Raw genomic sequence first — 25212 nt, forward strand, 5'->3', positions numbered from 1 at the left:
AAAAAATAGTAATCCATGAAATTCAACACAACTATTCCAAGCGGACTAAAAGGACATTACTTAAAAGAGATTGAACAGTATCGTTCATTCCTTCAAAAGAATGATTTAACAAGGGCATGGCATCATCTTGAACGTTCGCACGTATTGGGGCAATCTTATCCTTTTCAACATACATATTCCCATTGGCTGATGCTTAAATTTGGTTTTAGACAAAAAAAGTTCGAAGAAGTCTTAGGACAACTAATGCGATTACTTGTTGGCGGTTGGAAATCGTTCATTGACCGTGTACCAATTGGAAATACAGGTGGAAGTAATGTGTCACCTATGAAGAAGATGGAAATACCACGAGACTTAACGCTTATTTTGAATAATTACAGAAAAAGTTAATGAAAAAGAAAAAAGTAAACTTACGGGATTTAGACCCTAAGAATCATGAGGGGGAGCACAGTCACGATGATGGACACAATCACAGCAGTCCAGATGAAGTGTCTAATTTTAAAACGTATCTGCCTGCGATTTTCAGCTTAGTAATGCTAATGATTGGTATTGCGGTTGATTATTTCGATGCTATTCCTTTTTTCAAGGGATGGGTCAGAATTGTTTGGTACACGATAGCTTACATTCCAGTAGGGTTTCCAGTAATCAAGGAAGGATGGAACAGTATCAAAAATGGAGATTTCTTCACGGAATTTCTATTGATGTCCATTGCCACTTTGGGAGCTTTTGCGATAGGCGAATATCCCGAAGGCGTGGCCGTAATGTTGTTTTATGCAGTTGGCGAATTATTCCAACAAGCAGCCGTTAATCGGGCAAAAGGAAACATCAAGGCATTATTAGATGTACGACCTAATGAAGCTCTGGTATCACGTAATGGCGACTTCGTTTCTGTTCATCCTGAAACTGTAGCGATAGGCGAAAAAATTCAAGTACGTGTAGGCGAGAAAGTACCTCTCGATGGAATTCTACTTTCAGAAAAAGGTTCTTTTAATACCGCAGCCCTTACGGGAGAAAGCAAACCAGATACCATCCAGAAAGGCGCAGCTGTATTTGCTGGAAGTATTAATCTCGATGGAGTAATAGAAGTTGAAACTACCAAAAAATTTAAAGATAGTTCTATTGCACGCATACTAGATATGGTTCAAAATGCAACCGCTCGCAAATCCAAAACCGAACTTTTCATTAGAAAATTTGCTCGTATTTATACACCTATCGTTGTTTTTCTCGCTATAGGTCTAACGTTGCTTCCCTATTTCTTTGTTGATGATTATGTATTTAGAGATTGGCTTTATAGGGCTTTGATATTCCTTGTGATTTCCTGTCCCTGTGCATTGGTCATTTCGATTCCTTTGGGTTATTTCGGTGGTTTGGGTGCGGCATCTCGAAACGGGATTCTGTTCAAAGGCGCGTCTTTTCTTGATGCAATGACAAAAGTGAATACTGTTGTAATGGACAAAACGGGAACGGTTACTAAGGGGGTATTTAAGATTAAGGAAGTAGTAAACAGCTCGTCTTTTACAGAAGCTGAATTTATGGAGTATCTAATGGCCATGGAAGAACAATCTACCCATCCGATTGCAAAAGCAATTCTGGAATATAAAGCCGAAGGTGTGGATTTTGAAGCGACCGATGTCTCAGAAGTTGCTGGAAAGGGATTGAAGGGAACGGTCAACGGAAGGACGGTGTTGGTAGGCAACAAAGCATTGATGACCTCGAACAACATAGAGGTTCCCTCGGAAACGGATAATATCGTAGAATCAATTGTAATGGTCGCCATTGACGGAAAATTTGCTGGCTACGTTACCATTGCCGACGAACTGAAGGAAGATGCGCACCAAGCAATTAAACAGATTAGGAAATCAGGGATTTCCAAAATCATTATGCTTTCTGGGGATAAAGATTCCATTACCCAAAAAGTTGCGAAAGAGCTAGGCATCGATTGGGCAAAGGGTGGCTTATTACCTGAAGATAAACTCAATGAAGTAGAAAAGCTCAAAGCGCAACCGGATACAAAGGTTGCCTTTATAGGCGATGGTATCAACGATGCTCCTGTTTTGGCTGTAAGTGATGTAGGAATTGCAATGGGAGGCTTAGGTAGTGATGTCGCAATCGAAACAGCGGATGTCATCATCCAAAACGACCAACCGAGCAAGATTGCACGTGCTATTCAGATAGGTCGCTCAACTAGAAGTATCGTTTGGCAAAATATTGCATTGGCTTTTGGAGTTAAAATCATAGTACTCATTTTGGGTGCAGGTGGCCTCGCAACAATGTGGGAAGCGGTTTTTGCGGATGTGGGAGTTGCTTTGTTAGCTATATTGAATGCGGTGCGGTTGCAAAGGATGGAGTGGGAGTAATTTATTCTTTTAACTAAGCTCCAAAAAAGGGCCGTTTCTCGGCACTATCGATATTCGCGTCAAACATATCCTTATCCAGTTCCATTTGTCGTTCTTTTTAATAGTTCCGGTAATTCACGTTTTACGGAACTAAAAAAGTATAAATAAACGACCGTTTTTTTGAACTTTTTATTTAAATCGAATTTCAAATAAACAGCGGTTCATTTTATTGGTATAATTTATTAGTTTATTTTTAGACCTATAAATATACTAGATATGCTTTTTGGATATGTAAGGGTAAGCACCAAAACCCAAAATCCCAGTTTACAGATCGATGCATTATTGAAAGAAGGTGTAACTGAGAAAAACATCTACCGAGATGTTTCCTCCGGTGCCAAGTCAGAACGCCATGATCTGGATTTGATGATATCTAAACTAAGGGAAGGGGATACCGTCATCGTCTGGAAACTCGACCGAATTGCAAGGAGTATTTCCCACCTGTTAAAATTGGTCGATCAGTTCGAGAAACTTGGCGTCAATTTCAAGAGCATTAATGACCCTTTCATTGATACGACTTCTGCGCACGGCAAATTTATAATTACACTGTTCGGGGCCGTAGCCCAACTGGAGCGTGATATAATTATCGAGCGGACTACTGCCGGACTTAAAAGCGCTAGGAGGAGAGGAATACAATTAGGACGTAAAAAGGGGCTCGGTAAAGAAGCTAAACAAAAGGCGATGCTGGCTGCAACATATTACCAAGAGAATAAATTACCTATTGTTGACATCATGAAGTTGGTAGGTATTAAATCAAAACCTACCCTATATAAATATTTGGCTATTCAAGGTAGAAGGAACTGCAAGGAGTGTGGTGTAATCTTTTGGGATACCGAGCAGGAACTTGAAACTGCACTTTGCAAGAAACATTTAAAGAAGAAGAAATGAGAAGCTTTGTAAAAAGCGAACGTAAAGAGTACTAGTTTTTACTCCATAATTCAGGTTGCTTAAAAGAAACATTAATTCACGCTCGAAAGGCGTAATGTAAAGAGTGTATTTAATCATTCGGTTTCTCAATTAGATTACTATTCCTTTTGACTTCCCTCACATTCGTATATAAATTCTTACATTTAACCGATTTGTTAATTACTGGCGATAACTAATCATTTTTTTAATATTGCATCTTTAACAGTTTTACGATATTTAAGAATTCCTATAACAACACATCGCTACAAAAATATAAGGTTTTCCTAATGATTAAGATATGTGTCTGACTGAGATTTCTAGGTTAACTATATAAATATCTGATGCATATGGTTCTTAATGAAAAACTTTATTCTGTTTGAATATAAAGGAATTGATTGTAGGAAATAATAAAGTGGTTTTAAGAATTCGAAAATAAAAAGTGCAAGCAAACTATGAAAAAAACTGAGGAAAAAGTTAACAAAGATCAGTTTGTAAAAAGTGATTTAAATATGCCATATCATTCACTTTCTCCTGTTAGTGATATCGAAAAGCATAAATATTATTGCGATGCTCTTGAATGGGCATTGCTAAATAGGAAAGAAAAAGATATCAAAAATATAGCACTTACTGGAAATTATGGCTCCGGCAAAAGTAGTATACTAAAGACTTTTCGAGAAAGGCAAATAAAGGGTTTGAAGTTTTTAAAGATTTCCTTAGCGACCTTTAAAGAGGAAAAGAAGAATAGACCAATTGATGATGAATTAGAAATTTCAGATAATACTGACAAAAGGGATACATCCCCTGATTCCAAAAATTATTCAAAATCCGAAAAGACAGAGTGGACTCCAGACAAAAATGACCAACTTCGTCTAATAGAATTAAGCATACTTCAACAAATATTTTATCACGAAAGGAATGACAACATACCAGATTCTCGTTTTAAAAAAATTAGAAGACTAGAACCTGATGAAATAACTAATGCCACATGGCTGGTCTTTGGTGTACTCTGCTCCTTTTATTTACTCTTCTATTTCAATACGTTTCGCACATTGTTAGGCATACCAGAACCATTACCTTGGTTTGGTTTTATTGTCAAAGGCTTAATTCTAGCCGGATTTTTGGCAATTTTTTATTATTTTCTAAAAAAAGTAATTCAATTTTCTCAAAGGTTGACTATTAGTAAATTGAATTTTCAAAATCTAGAAATTCAAGTGGCTGAAACGGTAAATAAATCAATACTCAACAATCACTTAGATGAGATTTTATACTTTTTTGAAGCTACTGATTATAATGTAGTGATTATTGAGGATTTAGATCGATTTGAACAAACAGAAATATTTACAAAGCTGAGGGAAATTAATTTACTCATTAACAATTCCAAATCCATCAATCGTGATGTCGCCTTCATCTATGCCGTTAGGGATGAAATGTTTAAGGATAACGATAGAACCAAATTTTTTGATTTTATAATCCCAATCATTCCTGTAATCAATTATTCAAATTCCAATGAGCAACTGACAAGAGCACTTAAAGAATTTGGTTACAGCATATCTGTCGAGTTAATAGACGAGATGGCTTTTTATGTGGATGACATGCGTTTATTGTACAATGTGGTAAATGAATTTCATATCTATTTTCAAAAGTTTCAAGGTAAAGAATTTATGGATAAACTTTTCGCAATGATTGTCTATAAGAATATATATCCCGAAGATTTTGTAAAACTTGGGCGAAATACAGGAATACTATACAAGCACTTAGTTGGTAATAAATTAGTCTGGGTCAAAGAAGCTATTGTAGAAATAGAGAAGGAAAATTTAATTCTAAAAGAGGAACTAAACCAATTAGAAAAAACATTTCCTAAAAATCTAGATGAATTAAAGCGGATTTATCTGCTAGAATACATTAAAAATACCCCTAATTTAATATCCTTCAGAATTGACAATCAAAACTATAGTATAGAAAAGATGCTTGAAGAGGACAATTTCGAAAAATTAATGAAGGGTTCAGTTAGATGTAATACAGCTCCATATAATAATAATGTACAGTTTGATTTTCATTTTTCTAATATAGAGGAACAAGTAGATTCAGAGCAAGGTTATTTACAGAGAAAGACACAAATTGAAAAAAGCAATTCAGGTAGAATTACATCTATTAGAAATAAACTTAAGAGCAATCAAGAACTAGTGAGGCAAACAAGGGGCGCTAAAATAAAATATCTTCTTAAGGGGAAAGAGGTGCCCATTAACGCCAAACCTACAAAGCAGGAGCAACTAATTATACTCCTTATACGCAATGGATATATAGCAGAAGATTACCTTAATTATATTTCCTATTTCTATCCGGGAAGCATAACAGAAAATGATCATTGGTTCTTAATGAATGTCAGAAATGAGACACCTAGTGATTTTGAATATAATCTTGATGAAGTTGGCAATGTTATCAAAAAAATTAGCGACTCAGAATTTGAAACAAGTTATATTCTCAACTACAATTTGCTAGATTACTTATTTGAGAGCCACACATACCGGATCAAAAAAAATATTGCTCTCAAACAATTATCTAATGAGTCTGAGGATTCTGTTAAGTTTGTAAAATCCTATATCGAAAAGGCTAAAGACACAGCTAAATTCATTAAAGACCTATGCAAAAATTGGACTAATATTTGGAATTTTATTGAACAAGACAGCTCTTTGTCCGCAGAAGAAAGACTAAGTTATTATACTTTAATTTTAAATAACGGGAACATTAAAGACCTCGAAAAAATAGCCTTAGTTTCAGGAATGGAAAGCTTTATTAGTGACAAACCTGACTTTTTATCGCTAATCGAAGAGTCGGAAAAATTGATAGACATCATCGATTTATTTGATATCAAATTTACCACACTAAACTTTAACGGTATTTCTGAAGATAGTAAGAGATATGTTTATGCAAATAATAACTATGCGTTGAATCATTCCATGCTTGGCTTAATGCTAAAAACATTCGGTGATTTTAACAAGGATACTTTTAATAAAAGTAATTATGCAGCAATTCAGCTTTCGAAATGTGATTCTTTAGTTAAGTACGTGGATGGTAATATCGCCAAATATATTGATGCCGTATACCTAAAGCTAGAGAGCAACAAAGAGGAGCAACTTCCATATTTAATGAATTTAATCAACAGAGCAGAAATCTCAATTACCGACAAAGAACAAATTCTTTTATGGACTAACACCATGATTGAAGATATTTCAGAATTGGATAAGCCGTCAGAGTTGAGTGATTTTTTGCTAGAAAATGGAAAAGCTGATGCCAATTGGTTGAATCTTGTCTTTGTATATGAACAAATGGGAAACAGATTTACGGAGACACTTACGAATTTTATAAATAAACCAAGCAATGCCAAAAATTTAAGTACTAAAATCTTTAATTCAAAAGAAAAAAACCATGAAGCTTTTAGAAGAGCTTTTCTTATGAATAAAGAAATAAAGGATGAAATATACCGTACCTGTATTGATGCTTTTCCGTTTATTTATGGGGATTTAAATTTTGAAATCTTATCTGAGCCTAAAGTAGGGGTCCTTGTTGACAAACGTAAATTGTCATTTGATGTAGAAAACTATAATAAGTTAAAATCAAAATTCTCGCCTCTGCATTTGACATTTGCAACTAATAATATTACAAGTTTTTTTAACGCGTTTTCAGAACTAAATTTAACGGAACAAGAATTGATAAATCTTTTGGAAAATCCTAGTCTTGGGACATCCAATAAAATCAAGCTAATAGTACACTTTGAGAAAGAGAATGCTATTACGGAAATGAAGGCTTTGAATTTGATTGGCAATTTTAGTTTAGCGCATTCGGTTCTTGAACCGTCAAAGAAAACCATGTTTTCAATACTATTGAAATCCTCAATCAGCCCGGAGAAGAAAATAAAGCTATTTGTAAGGAATGTTTCTATGTTTACCACTGATTTCACAACAAATTTTCTTAACGCATTGGGTGGAAAATACAAGGAACTAAATGAAAAGGGACCTATGCCTTCCTTTAGGAAAACAGATAGTTTAGTGATTTTTTTCGATTATCTCCAAAGAATTGGAAAAATTTCAAAAATCAAGGTTAAAGACAATATTATTAAAGTCACAACTTTTAGAAATTAAAAATGGCTTGAGTTTGCCTAATTTATGCTAACACTGGATTGATCTACTTAAAAATTCAATCATTTTATAACTCTTTACAAATTGTACCTTTCGAAAAGAGTATATTGTTTTAGGTGATTTTTAGTATCTTCCTTCAAAGTTCAAATAAAGGATGGTTAAACAGAGGGGGTAAATCGGTATTGTGCAAAATGACACCACCTGACCACGTATGGTCCTTAATGTTATGGATAATTTTCGCAAATGATGGAAAATAGATTTTTCAAAAGAAATAAAATAAATATTTTGAATTTTATCCCAATGGGGATCTGCGTGTGTTTTTCTATCTATTTTCTGATGATTGAACCTGTTGAATTTTCAAATAGAAATTCAATTATATTTTATTCGTTTGGACTTTATTTTTTTACTATTGGTTTTAATTATGTAGCGTTGAGAAATTTCGATGTCTGGCTTCTTTGGTTTGGATTTTCCCTTGTACAAATAGTAATTTACTACAAACACGGACTTAACAATGCTGATTGGTCAGCAATACGTGGACTTAGAAATTTTTGGATTTTCTTAATTGCGTTTCAAATTTTAAGATGGGTAAGCCTAAACTTTCAGAATAAGGAATTTGTCACTCTCACACGAAGTAAGTGGGACCCGCTTGACCATAGGAGATTTACCCGCTTGGATATGCTGCTTTATGGGCCGGCTATTTTCTTGATATTCATTCTTCAAATAATATAAAAACTATATCACCGTAATCTCCGATAAAAAGCCATTGTCTAGTTTGCCAAAGTTTAAATAAAGGATGAAAAAACAACTCTTGATTTTCTGTACAGTTTTTTTCCTAATTGCTTGTTCCTCCGACGAGGAACCCTCAGTTCCTCAAACAATTTTAGGAAATTGGCAGCTTACGGCATCATTTGATGGCGGACCTCAAGGTAACGGGCTTTTGCAAATAGAGAATGGCAGAACATATAATTTTGATACTGATGGTATTATCACAAGTAATTCGCGCGACTGCGATGGAACATTTAGTTATGACGATAACACTATAGAAGTTGATTTCCCATGCTTTGGATTTACAACGTATGATTATGAATTCATAGAGGGTAAATTAAAACTGACTGAACAGGAGTCTAGCTGTGATGAAGGATGCTATACGTTATATACAAAAATTGATTAGAAATTTTCATTTTGGCTTAATTGTTATAAATTTAATTACCAAAATATTATCATTTCATCGAAAATCAGTTGCATTTAATACTTGAAAGTTGCATCCTCTTTTGGAATTTAAGATTAAAGTGTGCAAAAACGGTAATTTGAAAAGTTCAAATAAAGGATGGTATAGGTGAGAAAACTCTTTACAGAATTCACTTTTGTAAAGAGGTAAACTTTGCAGATATTGTGAAAGCTTAAATAAGCAGTCGTTTAAATGAACTTTTTTAGTTCCGTAAAAGGTGAATTACCGGAACTACTAAAAAGAACGACAAATGGAACTGGAATCATTTATTTGAAAGGCTTTTCAACCAAGTTCCGTAAATCGGCCGTTTTAGGGGGGCAAATAAAATGGTTGAAAAAATAATACGGAAAGCAACCTTTAGTAAGATTGAGCATCCTATATTAAAGAATTAACCTTAAATTAAAGTAAGTATCTTCTTATTTAAAGTATATTTTATAACTTTTCTTTATGAAAACACAAATCTTGATTTTTAGTATCTTATTCTCCTTTATTGCCTGTTCTTCAGATGATAATTCTTCAGAAGAACAAACGCTTATTGGTGCTTGGAAGAAGACTGCACGTTTTGACGGCGGCAGTCCGTCTCCATTAATGGACGTTGAAAACGGTAATGTTATATCGTTTTCAGAACTTGGTGCATATAGTGATACTTTGTTCCCTGATTGCGAGGGAACCTATGAACTCATGGATGATACCTTTATTGTAGAAAACTTATGTGATCGTGAAAGAAGTGAATATGTATACTTATTTGAAAACGGTAAGTTAATAATAGCATTTATTCCAAATTCGTGTGTTGAGGAATGTTACGATGTATATACAAAACAGTAAATGCTATTTAAATTGATAATAAGTTTCGGTGTTTGAAAGTTTAAATAAAGGATGACTAAACCTGGTGATTGGAAAATCGAAGCAATGCCAAATGAAACAGAGAATTTTTATTGTGGTAGAAATTTAACTCCTCAAGATTATTCAAAGATTAGTTCGGGTTTGAAACCGTCTAGTATGGATGACAAATGGTTTATCTATAGTCAGGAAGAGTCTATCTACTTTCATAGGAGTTGGACAGGTCATTGTATTTTTATAGCAAGGGTTGAAAAAAAGGGAGATGAGATATTTCTTGGTGAAGTGACAGTCAATAAAAACCCAGAACAATTTGGTGCTCAAGATATAGAAGTGAAAAAAGGAATGTTCGAAAAGCTAGTTGACCTAGTATTACGCAAATAGTTCAAAAAAACGATAGATAACCATTAAAATCCGCTTGTTTACAATGAATTAGACACCCTACCGTACATTTTCGCTCCGATGGGCTTCATACCCCATCACCAAGCGGTTCTTAAATTTCAAACTTATGCTAATCCTATAAAAAGACTAATTACAAATTCCAATTTTCAATTTTCTCAAATTATTATGCAAAGTAAATATCATTTAATATATTAATTTTCAATCTTTTACCTGTATAAAATGACATAATATCATACTTGACATAATTCAAATAAAAACTCGGCAAATAACGGTAGTATGTAGGATCAGGATTTGGAGCATTATAATACCCTAAACGACTTCTCTTATACACACCGGTTTGATAGCCCAAACCCGCATTAATTTGCAGATTTTTAGATTCATGATGATAATTTAAAAGAAATAGCGGTTCACGAATATGTCGCTCTCTAGAATTTCTGATTTTTCCGTTCTGTATACCAGCATATGGGTTATATCTATTTCCTTGAATCTCTTGTACTTCTTCTGTAATGGCAGATGACCGTCCTCTTCTATTAGAGGCTACAATTGCTGTGGCAGAAATTGTATTCTTTTCATTTAAAAGATACTCCAATGAACCATATATAGAATACGAATCATACAAAGTACCATCCATATACCCCTCTTTTGCCCAGCGTCTAGAAGCAGATACAATATAGGCGTATTTCTCATTCTTCACTCCAGAATTGTATGTAGCCATCAGTCTGCCGCTATATGTTCTATTTGACAAAGAAGATGATAATCTTGTACCAGACCTTAATCCAGAGGGTCGCAAATCTATATTTGTGTTTCCTAAAATTCCTCCAAAAGTAAAATCTGATGCGTCTAAACCATTGGCATATTGTTGATTTCTAATTACATCATTTAGCCCTCCCCAATTGTTCCATTGTGGCCTGCCATCGTACATTTTGTTCATTGGCAATCCGTTCAAGTGAACTTCTCCATATTGCGAATCATAACCTCTTACCCGAAAAAATGCCTGACCAAAATCAAAAGCTGCCCTGTTCAGGAAAATATCTCTGGTTGATTGTAATAAAGCGAGCGCATTAGAATTGATTTCATCATCTAATAACTCGTCATCGGTAATATTAATGAGATTAATAGATTTTTCTACGGTCATATCTCTTCCCAAAAAAATAATGCCTAGGTCAATAGTATTGTCATCAAGAAATAACGGTATTCTTTTAATATCAAAATCAGGAGTAGAAATTTGAAGTATAAATTCTCCTTTATTGGAAGTAATTAGTTTAAATTCTCCTAATTCATTAGTAGTAATCGGTGTAAAATCTCCTTCTAAAATTACTTCTGCATTGGTAATTACTTCACCTTTAACCCTTTCTTTTATTACCCCCGAAATTGTCGTTGTACTTTGAGCATGTAAAAAACATATTTTAACGAATAGTAATAAAAACAGGGTATGCTTAATCATTATATAACTTAAGGACCTACTAATGAGCTATTAAGATACCATTTAAGAAATAATTAACGTGAATTTTCCGTATACTCGCTTATAATTAAGGTAAAATACTCTCATCAATGCGATTTCTACTTCTTATCTGCTTTCTTTCGTCATTATCTACATGTGCCCAAAAATCTGATGCTTATCAAATTAGAACCATAGCTTTCTATAATCTAGAGAATTTATTTGATACTAAAAATGACACTTTAATTTTTGATGATGACAGAACTCCTGAAGGAAAAGACAATTGGACAAAAGAACGCTATCTGAACAAACTAGATAACATGTCTAGGGTGATTTCTGAAATTGGTTCTAGCGATAATAAGACAGCACCAGATATTATAGGGGTATGCGAAGTGGAAAACTTAGGTGTACTTGAAGATTTAATACACCATAAGAACTTATTAAAGTTCAATTACGGCATTGTACATTTTAATTCTCCTGATGAACGCGGTATAGACGTGGCACTTCTATATAAGAAAAGTGCATTTGTACCTGTTAATTTCAATAGCCATAGATTGCTATTGTTTAACCTAGAAGGAAAAAGAGATTACACCAGAGACCAACTCATTGTAGAAGGATTATTAGATAATGAAAAGATATACTTTATGGTAAACCATTGGCCTTCTAGAAGTGGTGGGGAGGCTAGAAGTAGACCTTTTAGATTAGAAGCAGCCAAACTGAATAAACGCATTATAGATTCTGTTCAAAGGCAAAATGTAAATGCCAAGATTATAAGCATGGGAGATTTTAACGATGACCCTATAGACCCCAGTTTTAAAAAAATACTACAGGTTGAAAAAAACATTAAAAACTTGGACTCATTAAGTCTTTACGGACCAATGGAAAAGCTTTATAAAAAAGGAAGAGGTTCTTTAGCCTACCGAGATAAATGGAATTTGTTCGACCAGCTGTATATGACATCAAGCCTTGTAGATAATAAAAGAGAAAGTTACAGTTACTGGAAGGTTGGCATATTCTCTCCAGAATATTTAATGGACCCAAAAGGGAAATACAAAGGTTACCCGTTACGAACTTATGCCGGTGGAAGTTATATTGGCGGGTATAGCGACCATTTTCCCGTATACCTGCATCTAATTAAAAAAGTTAACCCATAAAAAAAGACCCTATTATATTAATATTAGGGACTTTGTAATACTTTTAAATATCATCATCTTAGTTAAACCACTGTCCCCACGGAATTCTACTTAAAATAAGAAGTAAACCAATACTGTAGAAAATGGCAATGCTCTTGAATTTTTTAGCACCATCAACAAATTTCTTATGTCTAGACCAGCCAACAGTTATTGATACAATTGCCAATATATTAATAAAAGGATGCTCTACTGCCAATAAACGTGCAGCAGAAGTTAAACCACCCATACCAAATTCTTGTATTGCACTTAATCCACTAGGTGAAACAAAATATAATATTAGCCCTACCAATAATTGAATATGACATAAAATAAGCGCAAATAGACTTAATCTAAGGTCTTTTCCCATATTAAAGATTCGCTTACCTACAAGCCCTGAAATAGCATTAATAACGGCTAATATCAATACTGCCAATGCTATATAGGCCAAGTATGAATGTAGCATGTGAATAGTTTCGTACATAGTTGTGATTTTAGTTTTTAAAAGTAATGAATTTTAAGCATAAAAAAACCCTGACCACATGGTCAGGGTTTTTATTTATTAAGATTAAATTCTTAAAAACTGTAACGCGCACTTACGTTGAAAGTTCTTCCAAATCCAAAGAATACTTTGTTGTCAGTAGAAATTCCTCTAAATACATCGTCTCCTTGTTCTGCAAAAGTATTTGTCAAAGATTCAGCTATATACTCAGTATCGAAAAGGTTGTTCACATTAGCAGCTATACTAAGTTTGTTGTTTCCTCCAAAACCAAAAGTATAATAAGCACCTAAGTCAAATAGTGTATAACTTGGTAAACGTAATGAACCTTGATTATCAGCAGAGTCAAAATCTTCAGCATTTAAGAATGCATATAATCTTGATGCGTTGTAAAGGTTACCGCTAATTTTGAAACCTTCGAATGGTCTTACGATCATTTCTAAGTTTGTAGTGAACTGTGCAGCATCACCAACTTTTACACCATCTAAGAATAAAGTTACATCTGGATCGATAACATTTCTGTCATCATCAAGAGCTTGACCAGTTGCATTACCAGCATACTCCCAATCACCTAAAGATATCATACCTCTAAACTGTACAACTTCTGATGCACGGTAATCTGCTTCTATTTCAATACCTTGGTGAATTTGTTCTACACCATTAATGTTAGCATTACCTTCATCACCTGTTGGAGTTTCAATCCCAATTGTTACAAATCTATCTTTCCAGGTAGTTCTGTATAGGTTTACTTTAGCTCTAAAGTCACCAAGATTAAGACCATAACCCATCTCAAGACCTAAAATCTTTTCATTTGTCAAATCTGGGTTCAAATCATTTACAAAGTTCAAATAAACAGCATCAAAAAGAGGTTGTTTAGAATAGTAACCTGCATTAAAAAATACGTTGTTAGCTTCGTTTAAGTTGAAGTTGGCACCACCTTTAATGTTACCACCTAAGATGTTCTCCCAATCTGTTTCTTGTAAAGGATCAGAATCTAAATAGTTGAAATAATCAATTCTTTTAAAACCTTGATTAGAAATACCACCCTGAACAAAAGCAGCTATAACACCATCTGTATATTCTAATTGACCAAACGCACCAGCCCATCTTACTAGACCGTCATTGTAGTAATCAATTTTTTCTTCGTCATCAATACTCTTGAATACATTTAATATTGAACTAAAATCAGAATCAATAGTATCCTCGGCACGTATAACATGGTTAGGGTTGTTAATGTCGTCATCATCAAAATAACCATCAGCACCTAATAAATTATCCATTCTTCTGTAGTGTATACCTTTGTAGCTTCTTAAATCTAAACCTACATCGTAATTCCACTTTTCATTGATTTGAGTATTCAAGTTAGCTATAACACCAAACCAGTTGTGTGAGTTAATAGAAGCTCTTCTAGCTAAACCATCTCCGAAACTTGTTGTAATATATTCGCCATCACCATTTGGAGACAATTGGTAATCGTTACCATCGTAAAAAGTAACCGCTTCACCACCGTTAAAACGAGAAATTAAATCGTAATCTACCTGCCCAGTTTCAGGAATTCTATATCTACTAGAACTAGCAAAACCAAAACTTGGCCCTGAACCAATATCACCAGTACCACCACCACGACCAAAAGATGCGTAAGCAGAAGTTGATAATGTTGATTTTTCAGATGCTTTCCATTCCCAAGTTAAAGAAGTAATAGGTTTATGATAGAAATTTCTTCTCCATCCAAATTCTTCACCATTTAAAGTACCACCGTTGTAGTTATATCTAGCACCATATTCTAAGTGATCGGCTAAAGTTGCAACGTTAAAGAAACTTGAAGTTCTTTGGTTGTGAACTTGAGGAGCACCTGTTAATACAAATTGAAAACTATGCTTTTCATTAGGCTCGTAACCCAAACCAATAAAATAGTTGTACCCTTCAAATTCAGTTCCTTGAATATAACCATCACCTGCAGTTCTACCTAATAAAATAGATGCAGCAAAACCCTTATCAGATTTTCCAGTATTATATGCAACAGTAGTTTTTAAGTAGCCATCATTACCTCCACCTAAAGTTACCGTACCACCTTCTTCTTGTTCGGTAGACTTTGTAATAACATTAATAGTACCACCTACAGAAGATATTGCTAATTTAGAAGAACCTAAACCTCTTTGAACTTGCATAGCAGTAGTAACGTCACCTAAACCAGACCAGTTACTCCAAAATACAGCTCCATTTTCCATATCGTTAACTGGAATACCGTTAACCATTACAGCAGTGTTTCTAGAATCAAAACCTCTTACATTAACTCTACCGTCACCAAAACCACCACCTGTTTTGGTAGCATATATAGAAGGAGTAGATTTAAGTATCTCAGGCAATTCTTGAGAACCTAATTTTTCTTGTATTTCTGCAGCTCTAATTGTTGAGACAGCAACAGGAGTTTCTCTATCCTTTGCTATATCTAAAATTCCAGTTACAACTACACCTTCTAATTCTTCAGCATTAGGCTCCAATACAATAGAACCAATGCTACCAGTTGAAGTAAAAGCAATTTGTTTTGAATTGAAGCCGATATAAGAAACTACTAAAGTTCCAGATTCAGCACTTGCGTTAATTGTAAAATTTCCATCAAAATCAGTTGATGTTCCGTTAGTAGTACCTTTTACCATTACTGTAGCACCTGGCAACGGGGTATTTGAGTCGCCATCTAATACAGTACCTGTAATTGGTCCTTGTGAAAAAGCAGTTACGGTCATTAAAAATGCCGCTAATGCAAAATACATTTTTTTCATTTTCTTCGAGTATTTGTTAGTTATTTTAACTTGCTGCAAAAGTCCTATATTTTAAAACCTCCAACGTTAAGACAACGTTAAATCAGCTCTTCAAAAATACCCAAAAACTTTACATAATTTACTTGAAAATGAAATAGTTATCCTTTTAAAAGAATCTTTATCGTATTAAAAATTATTTCTTAAAATATTGCAAAAGTCGCAATGTAGAACTGTCGTGATCAGAAATATCTGAATTTTTAATATCGTCAAGAATAGTGCCTGCTAGCTGCTTACCAAGCTCTACACCCCATTGATCGTAACTAAAGATGTTCCAAACTATACCTTGAACAAATATTTTATGCTCATACAACGCTATCAATGAACCAAGGCTTTTAGGCGTTAGCTTATCAATTAAAATTGTATTTGTAGGCTTATTTCCTGCAAAAACCTTGAACGGCGCAAGCTTATTAATTTCCGCTTCAGATAAATCTTTTTCTTTTAATTCTTTAACAACTTCTTCTTTGGTTTTACCATTCATTAAAGCCTCTGTTTGGGCAAAATAATTTGCCATCAACTTATCATGATGATCTTTATCTCCATGCAAAGAATGTTTGAAACCAATAAAGTCTGTTGGTATTAATTTAGTACCCTGGTGTATTAACTGAAAAAATGCATGTTGAGAATTGGTACCCGGTTCTCCCCAAATAATAGTACCTGTTTCATAACCAACCGTATTACCAGCCCTATCTACACTCTTACCATTACTTTCCATGATTCCTTGCTGTAAATAAGCAGAGAATCTACTTAAATACTGTGCATAAGGAATAATGGCTTCTGTTTCTGCACCATAAAAATTATTATACCAAACACTAACCAAAGCCATTATTACAGGTATGTTCTCTGAAAAATCAGTTTCCCTAAAATGTACGTCCGTTTCATTGGCTCCTTCCAACAAAGCATCGAAATTTTCATAACCAACAGCCAAGGCAATAGTTAAACCTACTGCGCTCCATAATGAGAATCTACCACCTACCCAATCCCACATTGGAAATACGTTTGCAGCGTCAATACCGAACTCGGCTATTTTTTCGCTGTTAGTTGATACTGCGGCAAAATGCTTTGCAATGTCTTCTTGTGTTCCATGTTTTAAAAACCACTTCTTAATAGTAGTGGCATTACTCAACGTTTCTTGAGTTGTAAAGGTTTTAGAAACTACCACGAATAGCGTTGTCTCAGGATTTAATGTCTTTAATACTTCATGAACATGATCACCATCTACATTACTAACAAAATGAATAGATAAATGATTCTTATAAAATTTTAAAGCTTCGGTCACCATTGCCGGACCTAAATCCGAACCTCCAATACCTATGTTAACTACATCTGTAAAGGCTTTACCGGTATATCCTTTTAGCTCGCCATTAATTACAGAGTTGGTATATTCTTTAATATGCTCTTTTACTTCATAGATTTCTGGCATTACATTTTCGCCATCAACCAAAACTACATCATCTTTCTTAGCACGTAGTGCGGTATGAAGTACTGCTCTACCTTCTGTTTCGTTAATTAAATCTCCACCAAAATAATCTTTGATAGCTCCTTTTAAATTTACCTCATCCGCTAACTTTAACAACATCTGCATGGTCTCTTCAGAGATTCTGTTCTTAGAATAATCAAACAAGAAATCATTCCACTGTAGCGTAAACTTTTCAGCCCTTTTCTCATCCGAAGAAAACAAACTTCTTAGATGCTCGCCTTTTGTTTCTTCATAATGTGCCGTTAGTTTATTCCAAATTTCAGTTTGCTGTGGGTTTATTTTATTTAGTGCCATTTTCTTGATTAAGTGTTAGTAAATCCTCGTCTTCTTCTTCAATTAAAACTTTTGGATAGATGATACAATCCAACTGTTCTTTATATGTTGAAATATATGCGAAATATTCTTCTTTTAACGAATCATGCAACGGTTCTGCTTGTGGCAATTCCTCTTTTAAGGGATCCACTTGTCTTCCATTTTTCCAGAAACGGTAACATACATGTGGCCCTCCTGTATTTCCCGTCATACCAATCCAACCTATAACATCTCCTTGACGTACAAATTCTCCCTTTTTAACTTTTTGGGCTTTCATATGAAGATACTGTGTGGAATACGTACCGTTATGTCTAATCTTTACATATTTACCGTTACCACCTCTTCTTGTAGATTCTACCACTGTACCATCTGCAGTGGCCATAATTGGTGTTCCTATAGGTGCGGCATAATCCGTACCCTTATGTGGGCGCAATTTATAACCGTAGTACTTTATTCTTCGTTTAAGATTATATCTAGATGATAACCTTCCGTACTCTACCGGCATTCTTAAAAAAGTTCTCCTTAGGTTGTTTGCATTTTCATCAAAATAATCAACCAAACTTCTTAACGAATCGTTTTCATAAGCAAAAGCATAAATAGGTTTACCATTATGCTCAAAATACGCGGCTTCAATTGGCTCTGCACCGGCATACACCGTATCGTTTATGAATTTCTCATTATAGATAATCTTGAATTTATCATTCTTTTGTAATCTTGAAAAATCTATTGTCCATGCATATACATTTGCAAGGTTGTGCGTAACATTATAATCTACACCTTGCTCTAATATGGCTTCTGACAAACTAGATTCTATGACCCCGGAAACTTCTCTTTGAACAAACTTAACCTTGTTCTTGTCTTTATAGACTTTTACACTATCTCGTAAATCTATTACAGTATAGTTTATTGGATCATTCTCATAAATAAATACTTGAGCTTGCGCCGTAGTATCTTTAGATTGTAAAATAGTATATGGTTTGCCTACGCGAATCTTACGCACATCAAAACTGTCTTTAAAATTCTCTGAAACAGCAAGAACTTTTGGATAATCTACTTTGTTATCCTGCATTAACTCACCAAAACTATCTCCATATTTTACGGTATCTAATTTAACATGGAATTCATCTAAATTAAAACCAAATCTTTCATTGATTTCCGGTATTTCCGCGACCTTTAGGTCTTGAGCTATATCTTTCTTCTCATTATCGGCGTCTTTGCATGATGCAATTACTGTTAATGCCAATAATACCCCCCAATACTTCTGCATTATTCTACTCTTGATTTATCTGGATTCAACATATGGTCTACCCATTGTTTACCCCAATTGTTTAATTCTTGTTCTGTATATAATTCTGGAAAAAAAACGATTTTTTGAAAACTAGGCGGCAAATACTCTTTCCAATTAGTACCACCCGTTGCATCAATATCCCCTGTGTCTTTTCTTAAATATCTATGAGCCGATCCCATGTGCATTAACTGCCAATTTATATTGGCATTTACATCTAATGTCTTCAACCCTTCCACCAGAGCTTTATCCTCTCTCTGCTCTTTGGGTAAACTTAAGTATTTATGATATATTGTGGAATTCTCTACCTGTTTTGCTATTCTTATTAGTCTAGGCGTATACCTATACTCAAACTGTTTTAAGGTCAAGGTTTTTTCGCCCGTATCTTTATCTGTGGCGCCTTTTTTCCAATAGATATGTTCGTATAATTCTTCTATAGTAGATTCTGATGAAAATTGAGTTCTTTCTGAAACATGAACCAAATTTTCTAAAGGTGTAGCATATAATTCGATCATTCTAAATTGTGCAGATTGAAAGCCACTTGCAGGCAACAATGCCATACGATACTGTAAAAACTGCTCACGCTCCATACCCTTTATCATTACACTGAATGAAGATATTAGAACTTTATAATAGCTATTGACCCTTCTAACTTTTTCTATAAAAAAATCTAAGTTGTCGCTTTTATCATCTACCAATTGTTTTTGCTCATGCAAAATTAGCTTAAAGTACAGCTCGGTAATTTGATGATACATGATGAAAATCTCTTCATCTGGGAAATGTGTTCTTGGTACTTGTAGACTTAATAAGGTATCTAGATGAATATAATCCCAATAGGTAAGATAACGTTGGTGTAATAAACCATCTAAATAAGAGCTAAGATCTTGCCCTGAATCTTTGTATTTTTCTTCTAATTTAGAGATTTGGGATCTGATCTTCTCTTTATCTTCCATTTAGGGTCTAATCCATTATAATTTTAAACTGATGCTTAAGACCATTATACCCATCAATATCTGCTTTTATAGCACCTACGGCTAAATCTGCTTTAATTCTAATAGGAATTCGATTATCGTCGTTCGAAACCCATAATGATAAACTTTCTTGCTCTTTAAATACACGCCCAGATTGAACTAGTGGTCTAAATTTTAAGCATTCTACTTTACCATATTTTGTATTTAAAACCTCTAAACCTAAATACTTAAGTTTAAAGTTAAATATACCATCATCGTCATAAAGCATTTTCAGGGTAATCGCTTTTCCTACCTCAAGGTCTTCTGTTTTATAGTTATTCCTTAAAAAATAAAAAGCGGATATTAAATCCTGTATATTGTTCTCTAATGTAAAATTAAGCTTTTTCTTGTTTTTCTTATCATTAAGTTCTGCATTAGACGCATTATGATCAAAGTTTATTTCAACATCTTTGGTATAACCTCCTTCATCAATTTTACGTACAAACCTATATGGCTTGCCATCATGCTTGTCAAAATAACTTTCATAAGTATCGTCTACTTTAAAAAACCAACTAGCTACACCAGTTGTTTCACCGTGCCCTACAACATGATATACAGGTTTATCATTTATTGTAGCAGAATTTACCTGCAGGGTCGCATAACTTGCATTCAAGAATCCGTAATGCATTCTAAATTTCAACCATTCCCCTGTTTTAAAGGCAGATTGAGAACTTTGACCTTGGACACCAAAATATGTTAAGATAAGGGCAAATAAAAAGATTTTTTTCATAGTCCGTAGTTTAATGTAAAAATAGTAATAGATAGTTCTCGATTACTTTCATTACAATATCTTAAACAAAATTTATTCCAAAGTATTGTTGAATAAAAAAAGCCCAGCTTAAAAACTGGGCTTTTCCTAAATAACCAACCAAACTTTAAATTATGAAAAACCACTACTTAAAGTTGTAAGGGAACCACCCCTTAGCTGATGTAAATTTAAGGCACATTATTCTACCCGCAACACTGTTTAACTTACTTTAAGGATAACCTTAACAGTTATTCACACTTGGAATTAATAATTGGGAAACTATTAAGAAATTTAGCATACTTACAACCTCTTAACCCTATTGATTATGGCAGATATGGTTAGAACCAATAACCTATGCTTACAAAAAATTGAGATTTATCAATTTCTGGTGTCCAAGAATACATAAGATTTATAGGACCCAAAAATGACTCCCAGCCACACCCTATTCCATAGCCAGAATATGTTGGTGCTTTAAACCAGTCTCCCGTTCTAAAAAGATCATCATCTACATTGGCAAAATTTGCACTGAATAGCAAATGGTTCTTTTCAACAAATTCATAATCCAGTCTAGCATATGCTTTCACAAAACTATTACCTGGCAAACTAATAAAGTCATATCCTACAAATGGCACAAAATTGTTAATAAAGTCCGTGCCATAACCTCCAAGAAGAAAATCGAACGATGTTACATTTGAGGTACCTAATTTAAAACCACCTTCCGTTTCTACATTTATAGATAACTTATTGAGTATTGGCATTGCCATACCAATACGAGCTTTGGACACGGAAAAATCTTTGAAATTATTATTAAAGTCTGACGAAAGCACATAATAATGCATGTCTCCATTAAAATATAATCCTCTAGATGGAAAATACTTGTCATCATAGGTATCTAATTTTAATGCTCCAAACGCGCTAATGAAATTACTTCGCTCAAAATATGTTCTACCGTTACTGGATGTTGTGCCGGGAGTAGTAACATCTGGAGTGTCACCAAAAGTTCTTGTACTATATTGTAGATGTTTAAACTCACCACCAACGGTAAATGCAAATTCTTCTTTTACTACCGTTTGTATATAAAGCTGGTTTGTAAAATCAGATACATTTAAATTAATTCTATTAAGTGCTGTTCCCGTACCCACTTCAAAATTCCCTTCTATTAAAGCATAATCAATTTCTTGTTCAAAATCATTGAATCTAGAATTGATCCCAAAACTCCAATAGGTACCTTTATCCAAATAATACTCGAAATTATACCTGATATTATCACCTAATATAAAATCAAAAGAGGCTACATCATCTTTTGATAGTATTCTCTTCTTTGTAATGTTTATAAGGGCTGCACTTTTGTATAAATCATCAAAATGGGCACCTAATCGTAAAAAAGATGTGTTTTTAGTCTCATCTAGCGGTAGAATTAAATCTTCGCCACCATTCATATTATCCAATAGCTTATACTTAATAGTTCTAAAATTACCCGTTGCAGATAAATTACTAATGCCCTGTTGAAGTTTCTTAAAATTAGTAGGCTCGTCAAGACTAAATCTCAACTTACCTTTTACATACCCCCTAGTATGATCGGTATTACCATCTATTAACAACCTATTAATGGTTAACTGCTCATTGGGCTCTATTACAGAAATTGAATTTTCACTTTTCTTATAACCCGTGGCTAGTTTCTTAAGGTCTTCTATTTTTAAATTTGCAGCATCTTCACCTGTTTTAACAATCTCTCCCAATCTATTGAAGTCTATTACTGAATATTCTTCTATATTCGGTTTTATATAGATATCTGTCTTCTTAGACTTCACTTCCATATCTGCAACAGTTCTATAATTATTGATCTGCAACAAAATTTCTGTCGCAGACAACAACGCATCACGATCGGACAAATCGTGCTGAACATCCACACCTATTATAATATCAGCACCCATTGACCTGACTTCGTCTATAGGGTAATTATTAACCACCCCTCCATCAATTAAGACTTTATCATTAATTACTGTAGGTTCAAATAAAGACGGTAAAGTTCCACTCGCCAAAATGGCCTCTGGTAAATAGCCCGAATTCAAAACCACTTGTTTACCTGTTTCAATATCAGTCGCAATACATACAAACGGGGTAGGTAGATTATTAAAATCATCAATATCCTTTACATGATACAACAGCCTTACAAATTCATTATATATATTTTGACCTCCAGAAATTGCCGGAGGCACTGTTACCTTAAAATTCTTGAATGGCAATGTCAACGCATAACGCTCAGAATCTTCTTTTTCATAAAAGGTTTTGGCACTTCTAGGTAAATTATCCTGAATTAATGATCCTATATTAGTTGCTTTGAACAAAGAGTCCAATTCATTGGCTGTGTAACCAGCCGCATACATTGCCCCAACTATAGCCCCCATACTTGAACCACCTATATAATCAATCTCAACACCAGCCTCTTCGATAACTTTCAACGCACCTATATGCGCCATGCCTTTTGCACCACCACCGCTTAATACTAACCCAATTTTAGGTTTATTCTGTTCCCCTTTATTTTGAGCAATCAAATAACTGGCACTTAATAAGAGTACCGAAAACACCATTGGTATTTTACTAAAATTATTTTTTATGAAAAGATTCATATATCTTCTTTGCTTTTGAAACTCCTACTTCTTGACTTAAACTTTCAACTGAAGCTTCTTTAATGCGTTTTACCGATTTAAATTTCTTCAATAATTGCTGTGCCGTTTTTTCACCAACACCATCAATACCTTCCAATTCAGAATTAATTGCTCCTTTACTTCTTTTGTTTCTATGAAATGTAATACCAAATCTATGGGCTTCATTTCGTAAATATTGAATAATTTTTAGACTTTCAGATTTCTTATCTAAATATAAAGGTATAGGGTCTTCCGGAAAGTATATTTCCTCTAACCTTTTTGCTATACCCACAATTGCAATTTTACCTCTCAACCCTAAAAGATCTAAGCTTTTTAAAGCCGACGATAATTGACCTTTTCCACCATCAATAACAATTAATTGAGGTAATGGCTGTAGTTCTTCTTGAAGTCTTTTATATCTACGATATACGACTTCTTCCATTGACGCAAAATCATCTGGACCGGTAACCGTCTTTATATTATAATGTCTATACTCTTTTTTTGAAGGCTTACCATCCCTAAACACCACACATGCCGCTACAGGATTACTCCCCTGAATATTACTGTTATCAAAACATTCTATATGCCTTGGTTCAGCAGATAAACGAATATCTTTTTTCATTTGCGCCATTATCCTATTCGTATGGCGATCAGGATCAATAATCTTAATTTGATTAAAACGTTCTTGCCTAAAGAATTTAGCATTACGTTCAGACAAATCAAGAATCCGTTTTTTATCCCCTAACTTTGGAACAGTTACTTTTAAACCTGGCGATACTGCGATATTAAAAGGTACGTAAAGCTCTTTAGAATCCGACTTAAATCGATTTCTAATTTCTACAATAGCCAGCTCAAGCAAATCTTCATCTTTTTCTTCAAGCTTTTTCTTAATCTCCATTGTATGTGACCTTATTATAGATCCATGTGACAACTGAAGAAAATTCACATAAGCAAAAGCATTATCGGATATTATACTGAATACATCAACATTACTGATTTTAGGGTTTACAATAGTTGATTTTACCTGATAATTCTCTAGAACATCTATCTTGTCCTTAATTTCTTGTGCTTCTTCAAACTTCATTTCTTCTGCCAATGCTTTCATCTGACTTTTGAAATAAGTTATTGAAGACTTAAAATTACCTTTGACAATTTCACGTATATCATCTATTTGTCTGTCATACTCCGTTATAGATTGATACCCCTCACATGGCCCCTTACAATTACCCAAATGGTATTCTAAGCACACTTTATATTTTCCAGCATTAATTTTCTCTGCAGATAAGTCATAATTACAGGTTCTTAACGGATAAACACTCTTAATTAAATCTAACAGTACCCGTACCGTTTTCATACTGGTGTAAGGACCAAAATATTCAGAACCATCTTTAATTACTCTCCTAGTTGGAAATAATCTTGGGAACCTTTCATTTTTTAGGCATAACCAGGGATAGGATTTATCATCTTTCAACAATACGTTATACCGAGGCCTTAACTCCTTTATCAAATTATTCTCTAACAACAGCGCATCTGACTCCGTTGGCACTACTATATGTTTTATAGAACGTATCTTTTTAACTAAAACCCGCGTTTTGCCATATTCATGATTTTTATTGAAATATGATGAAACCCGTTTTTTTAAATTCTTTGCCTTACCTACATATAATATACCGTCATTGCTGTCATAGAACTGATATACCCCCGGACTCGAAGGCAATGCACTCAACTGTATTTTTATAGGAATTTCTGTCATAATTTAATACTACTAAATTAGTCTATTAATGCCATTTTAAAATATGTCTCCATAGTTAATTACAAACACTGTCTTTTATAACTGATTATGAATATGGTATTTTCCTACCTTAAATTTTTACTTATAAATAAATTAACCATACCTATATTATGATA

17 protein-coding genes are annotated in these 25212 nt (G+C 34.0%); 8 read left to right on the forward strand and 9 right to left on the reverse strand.

Annotated features, from left to right (window positions below):
• Positions 1-15 precede the first annotated feature (15 nt).
• From UH1x_RS07340 to UH1x_RS07370, 7 genes are all read left to right on the forward strand, one after another.
• Positions 16-387, forward strand: a complete 372-nt coding sequence (locus UH1x_RS07340; RefSeq protein ID WP_405412196.1) for a DUF3703 domain-containing protein — start codon at positions 16-18, stop codon at positions 385-387.
• On the forward strand, positions 387-2354 hold the full coding sequence (locus UH1x_RS07345) for a heavy metal translocating P-type ATPase (RefSeq protein WP_482625977.1): 1968 nt from the start codon (positions 387-389) through the stop codon (positions 2352-2354). The genes UH1x_RS07340 and UH1x_RS07345 overlap by 1 nt, the downstream gene beginning before the upstream one ends.
• Before the next feature lie 255 nt (positions 2355-2609).
• Positions 2610-3278, forward strand: a complete 669-nt coding sequence (locus UH1x_RS07350; RefSeq protein ID WP_482625978.1) for a recombinase family protein — start codon at positions 2610-2612, stop codon at positions 3276-3278.
• Between the two features lie 470 nt (positions 3279-3748).
• A complete protein-coding gene (locus UH1x_RS07355) occupies positions 3749-7435 on the forward strand; it encodes a YobI family P-loop NTPase (RefSeq protein WP_482625979.1) in 3687 nt (1228 codons plus the stop codon).
• Positions 7436-8225: 790 nt separating this feature from the next.
• Positions 8226-8603 carry a hypothetical protein gene (locus UH1x_RS07360; RefSeq protein WP_482625980.1) on the forward strand — a complete coding sequence of 126 codons (378 nt, stop codon included), beginning with the start codon at positions 8226-8228 and terminating at the stop codon, positions 8601-8603.
• Positions 8604-9107: 504 nt separating this feature from the next.
• On the forward strand, positions 9108-9485 hold the full coding sequence (locus UH1x_RS07365; protein WP_482625981.1) for a hypothetical protein: 378 nt from the start codon (positions 9108-9110) through the stop codon (positions 9483-9485).
• Positions 9486-9536: 51 nt separating this feature from the next.
• On the forward strand, positions 9537-9881 hold the full coding sequence (locus tag UH1x_RS07370; protein ID WP_482625982.1) for a hypothetical protein: 345 nt from the start codon (positions 9537-9539) through the stop codon (positions 9879-9881).
• 181 nt (positions 9882-10062) lie between these two features.
• Here UH1x_RS07370 and UH1x_RS07375 read toward each other — a convergent pair whose 3' ends face one another.
• On the reverse strand, positions 10063-11343 hold the full coding sequence (locus UH1x_RS07375) for a hypothetical protein (RefSeq protein ID WP_482625983.1): 1281 nt from the start codon (positions 11341-11343) through the stop codon (positions 10063-10065).
• Between the two features lie 107 nt (positions 11344-11450).
• On the opposite strand from UH1x_RS07375, the gene UH1x_RS07380 reads away from it, so the two are divergent.
• Positions 11451-12491, forward strand: a complete 1041-nt coding sequence (locus UH1x_RS07380) for an endonuclease/exonuclease/phosphatase family protein (RefSeq protein ID WP_482625984.1) — start codon at positions 11451-11453, stop codon at positions 12489-12491.
• Positions 12492-12549: 58 nt separating this feature from the next.
• Here UH1x_RS07380 and UH1x_RS07385 read toward each other — a convergent pair whose 3' ends face one another.
• The 8 genes from UH1x_RS07385 to uvrC form a co-directional block, all read right to left on the reverse strand.
• Positions 12550-12990 (reverse strand): hypothetical protein, encoded by a 441-nt coding sequence (locus UH1x_RS07385; RefSeq protein ID WP_482625985.1) that lies wholly within the window; start codon positions 12988-12990, stop codon positions 12550-12552.
• A gap of 92 nt (positions 12991-13082) precedes the next feature.
• The gene (locus tag UH1x_RS07390) at positions 13083-15785 is read right to left on the reverse strand and encodes a TonB-dependent receptor (RefSeq protein WP_482625986.1); all 2703 of its coding nucleotides are present in this window, start codon (positions 15783-15785) and stop codon (positions 13083-13085) included.
• A gap of 172 nt (positions 15786-15957) precedes the next feature.
• Entirely contained in the window at positions 15958-17595 is a 1638-nt protein-coding gene (pgi, locus tag UH1x_RS07395; protein ID WP_482625987.1) for a glucose-6-phosphate isomerase, read from the reverse strand.
• A complete protein-coding gene (locus UH1x_RS07400) occupies positions 17582-18880 on the reverse strand; it encodes a M23 family metallopeptidase (protein ID WP_482625988.1) in 1299 nt (432 codons plus the stop codon). Before UH1x_RS07400 ends, pgi begins: the two co-directional genes overlap by 14 nt.
• Positions 18880-19851, reverse strand: coding sequence for a tryptophan 2,3-dioxygenase family protein (locus UH1x_RS07405; protein ID WP_482625989.1), 972 nt, complete (start codon positions 19849-19851; stop codon positions 18880-18882). Before UH1x_RS07405 ends, UH1x_RS07400 begins: the two co-directional genes overlap by 1 nt.
• A gap of 7 nt (positions 19852-19858) precedes the next feature.
• Complete coding sequence (locus tag UH1x_RS07410) at positions 19859-20638, reverse strand: DUF3108 domain-containing protein (RefSeq protein ID WP_482625990.1); 780 nt, start codon at positions 20636-20638, stop codon at positions 19859-19861.
• A gap of 356 nt (positions 20639-20994) precedes the next feature.
• Positions 20995-23286, reverse strand: a complete 2292-nt coding sequence (locus UH1x_RS07415; protein ID WP_482625991.1) for a patatin-like phospholipase family protein — start codon at positions 23284-23286, stop codon at positions 20995-20997.
• On the reverse strand, positions 23264-25057 hold the full coding sequence (gene uvrC / locus UH1x_RS07420) for an excinuclease ABC subunit UvrC (RefSeq protein ID WP_482625992.1): 1794 nt from the start codon (positions 25055-25057) through the stop codon (positions 23264-23266). The genes UH1x_RS07415 and uvrC overlap by 23 nt, the downstream gene beginning before the upstream one ends.
• Positions 25058-25212: the final 155 nt, after the last annotated feature.

This window comes from Maribacter sp. UH1, assembly GCF_056839145.1.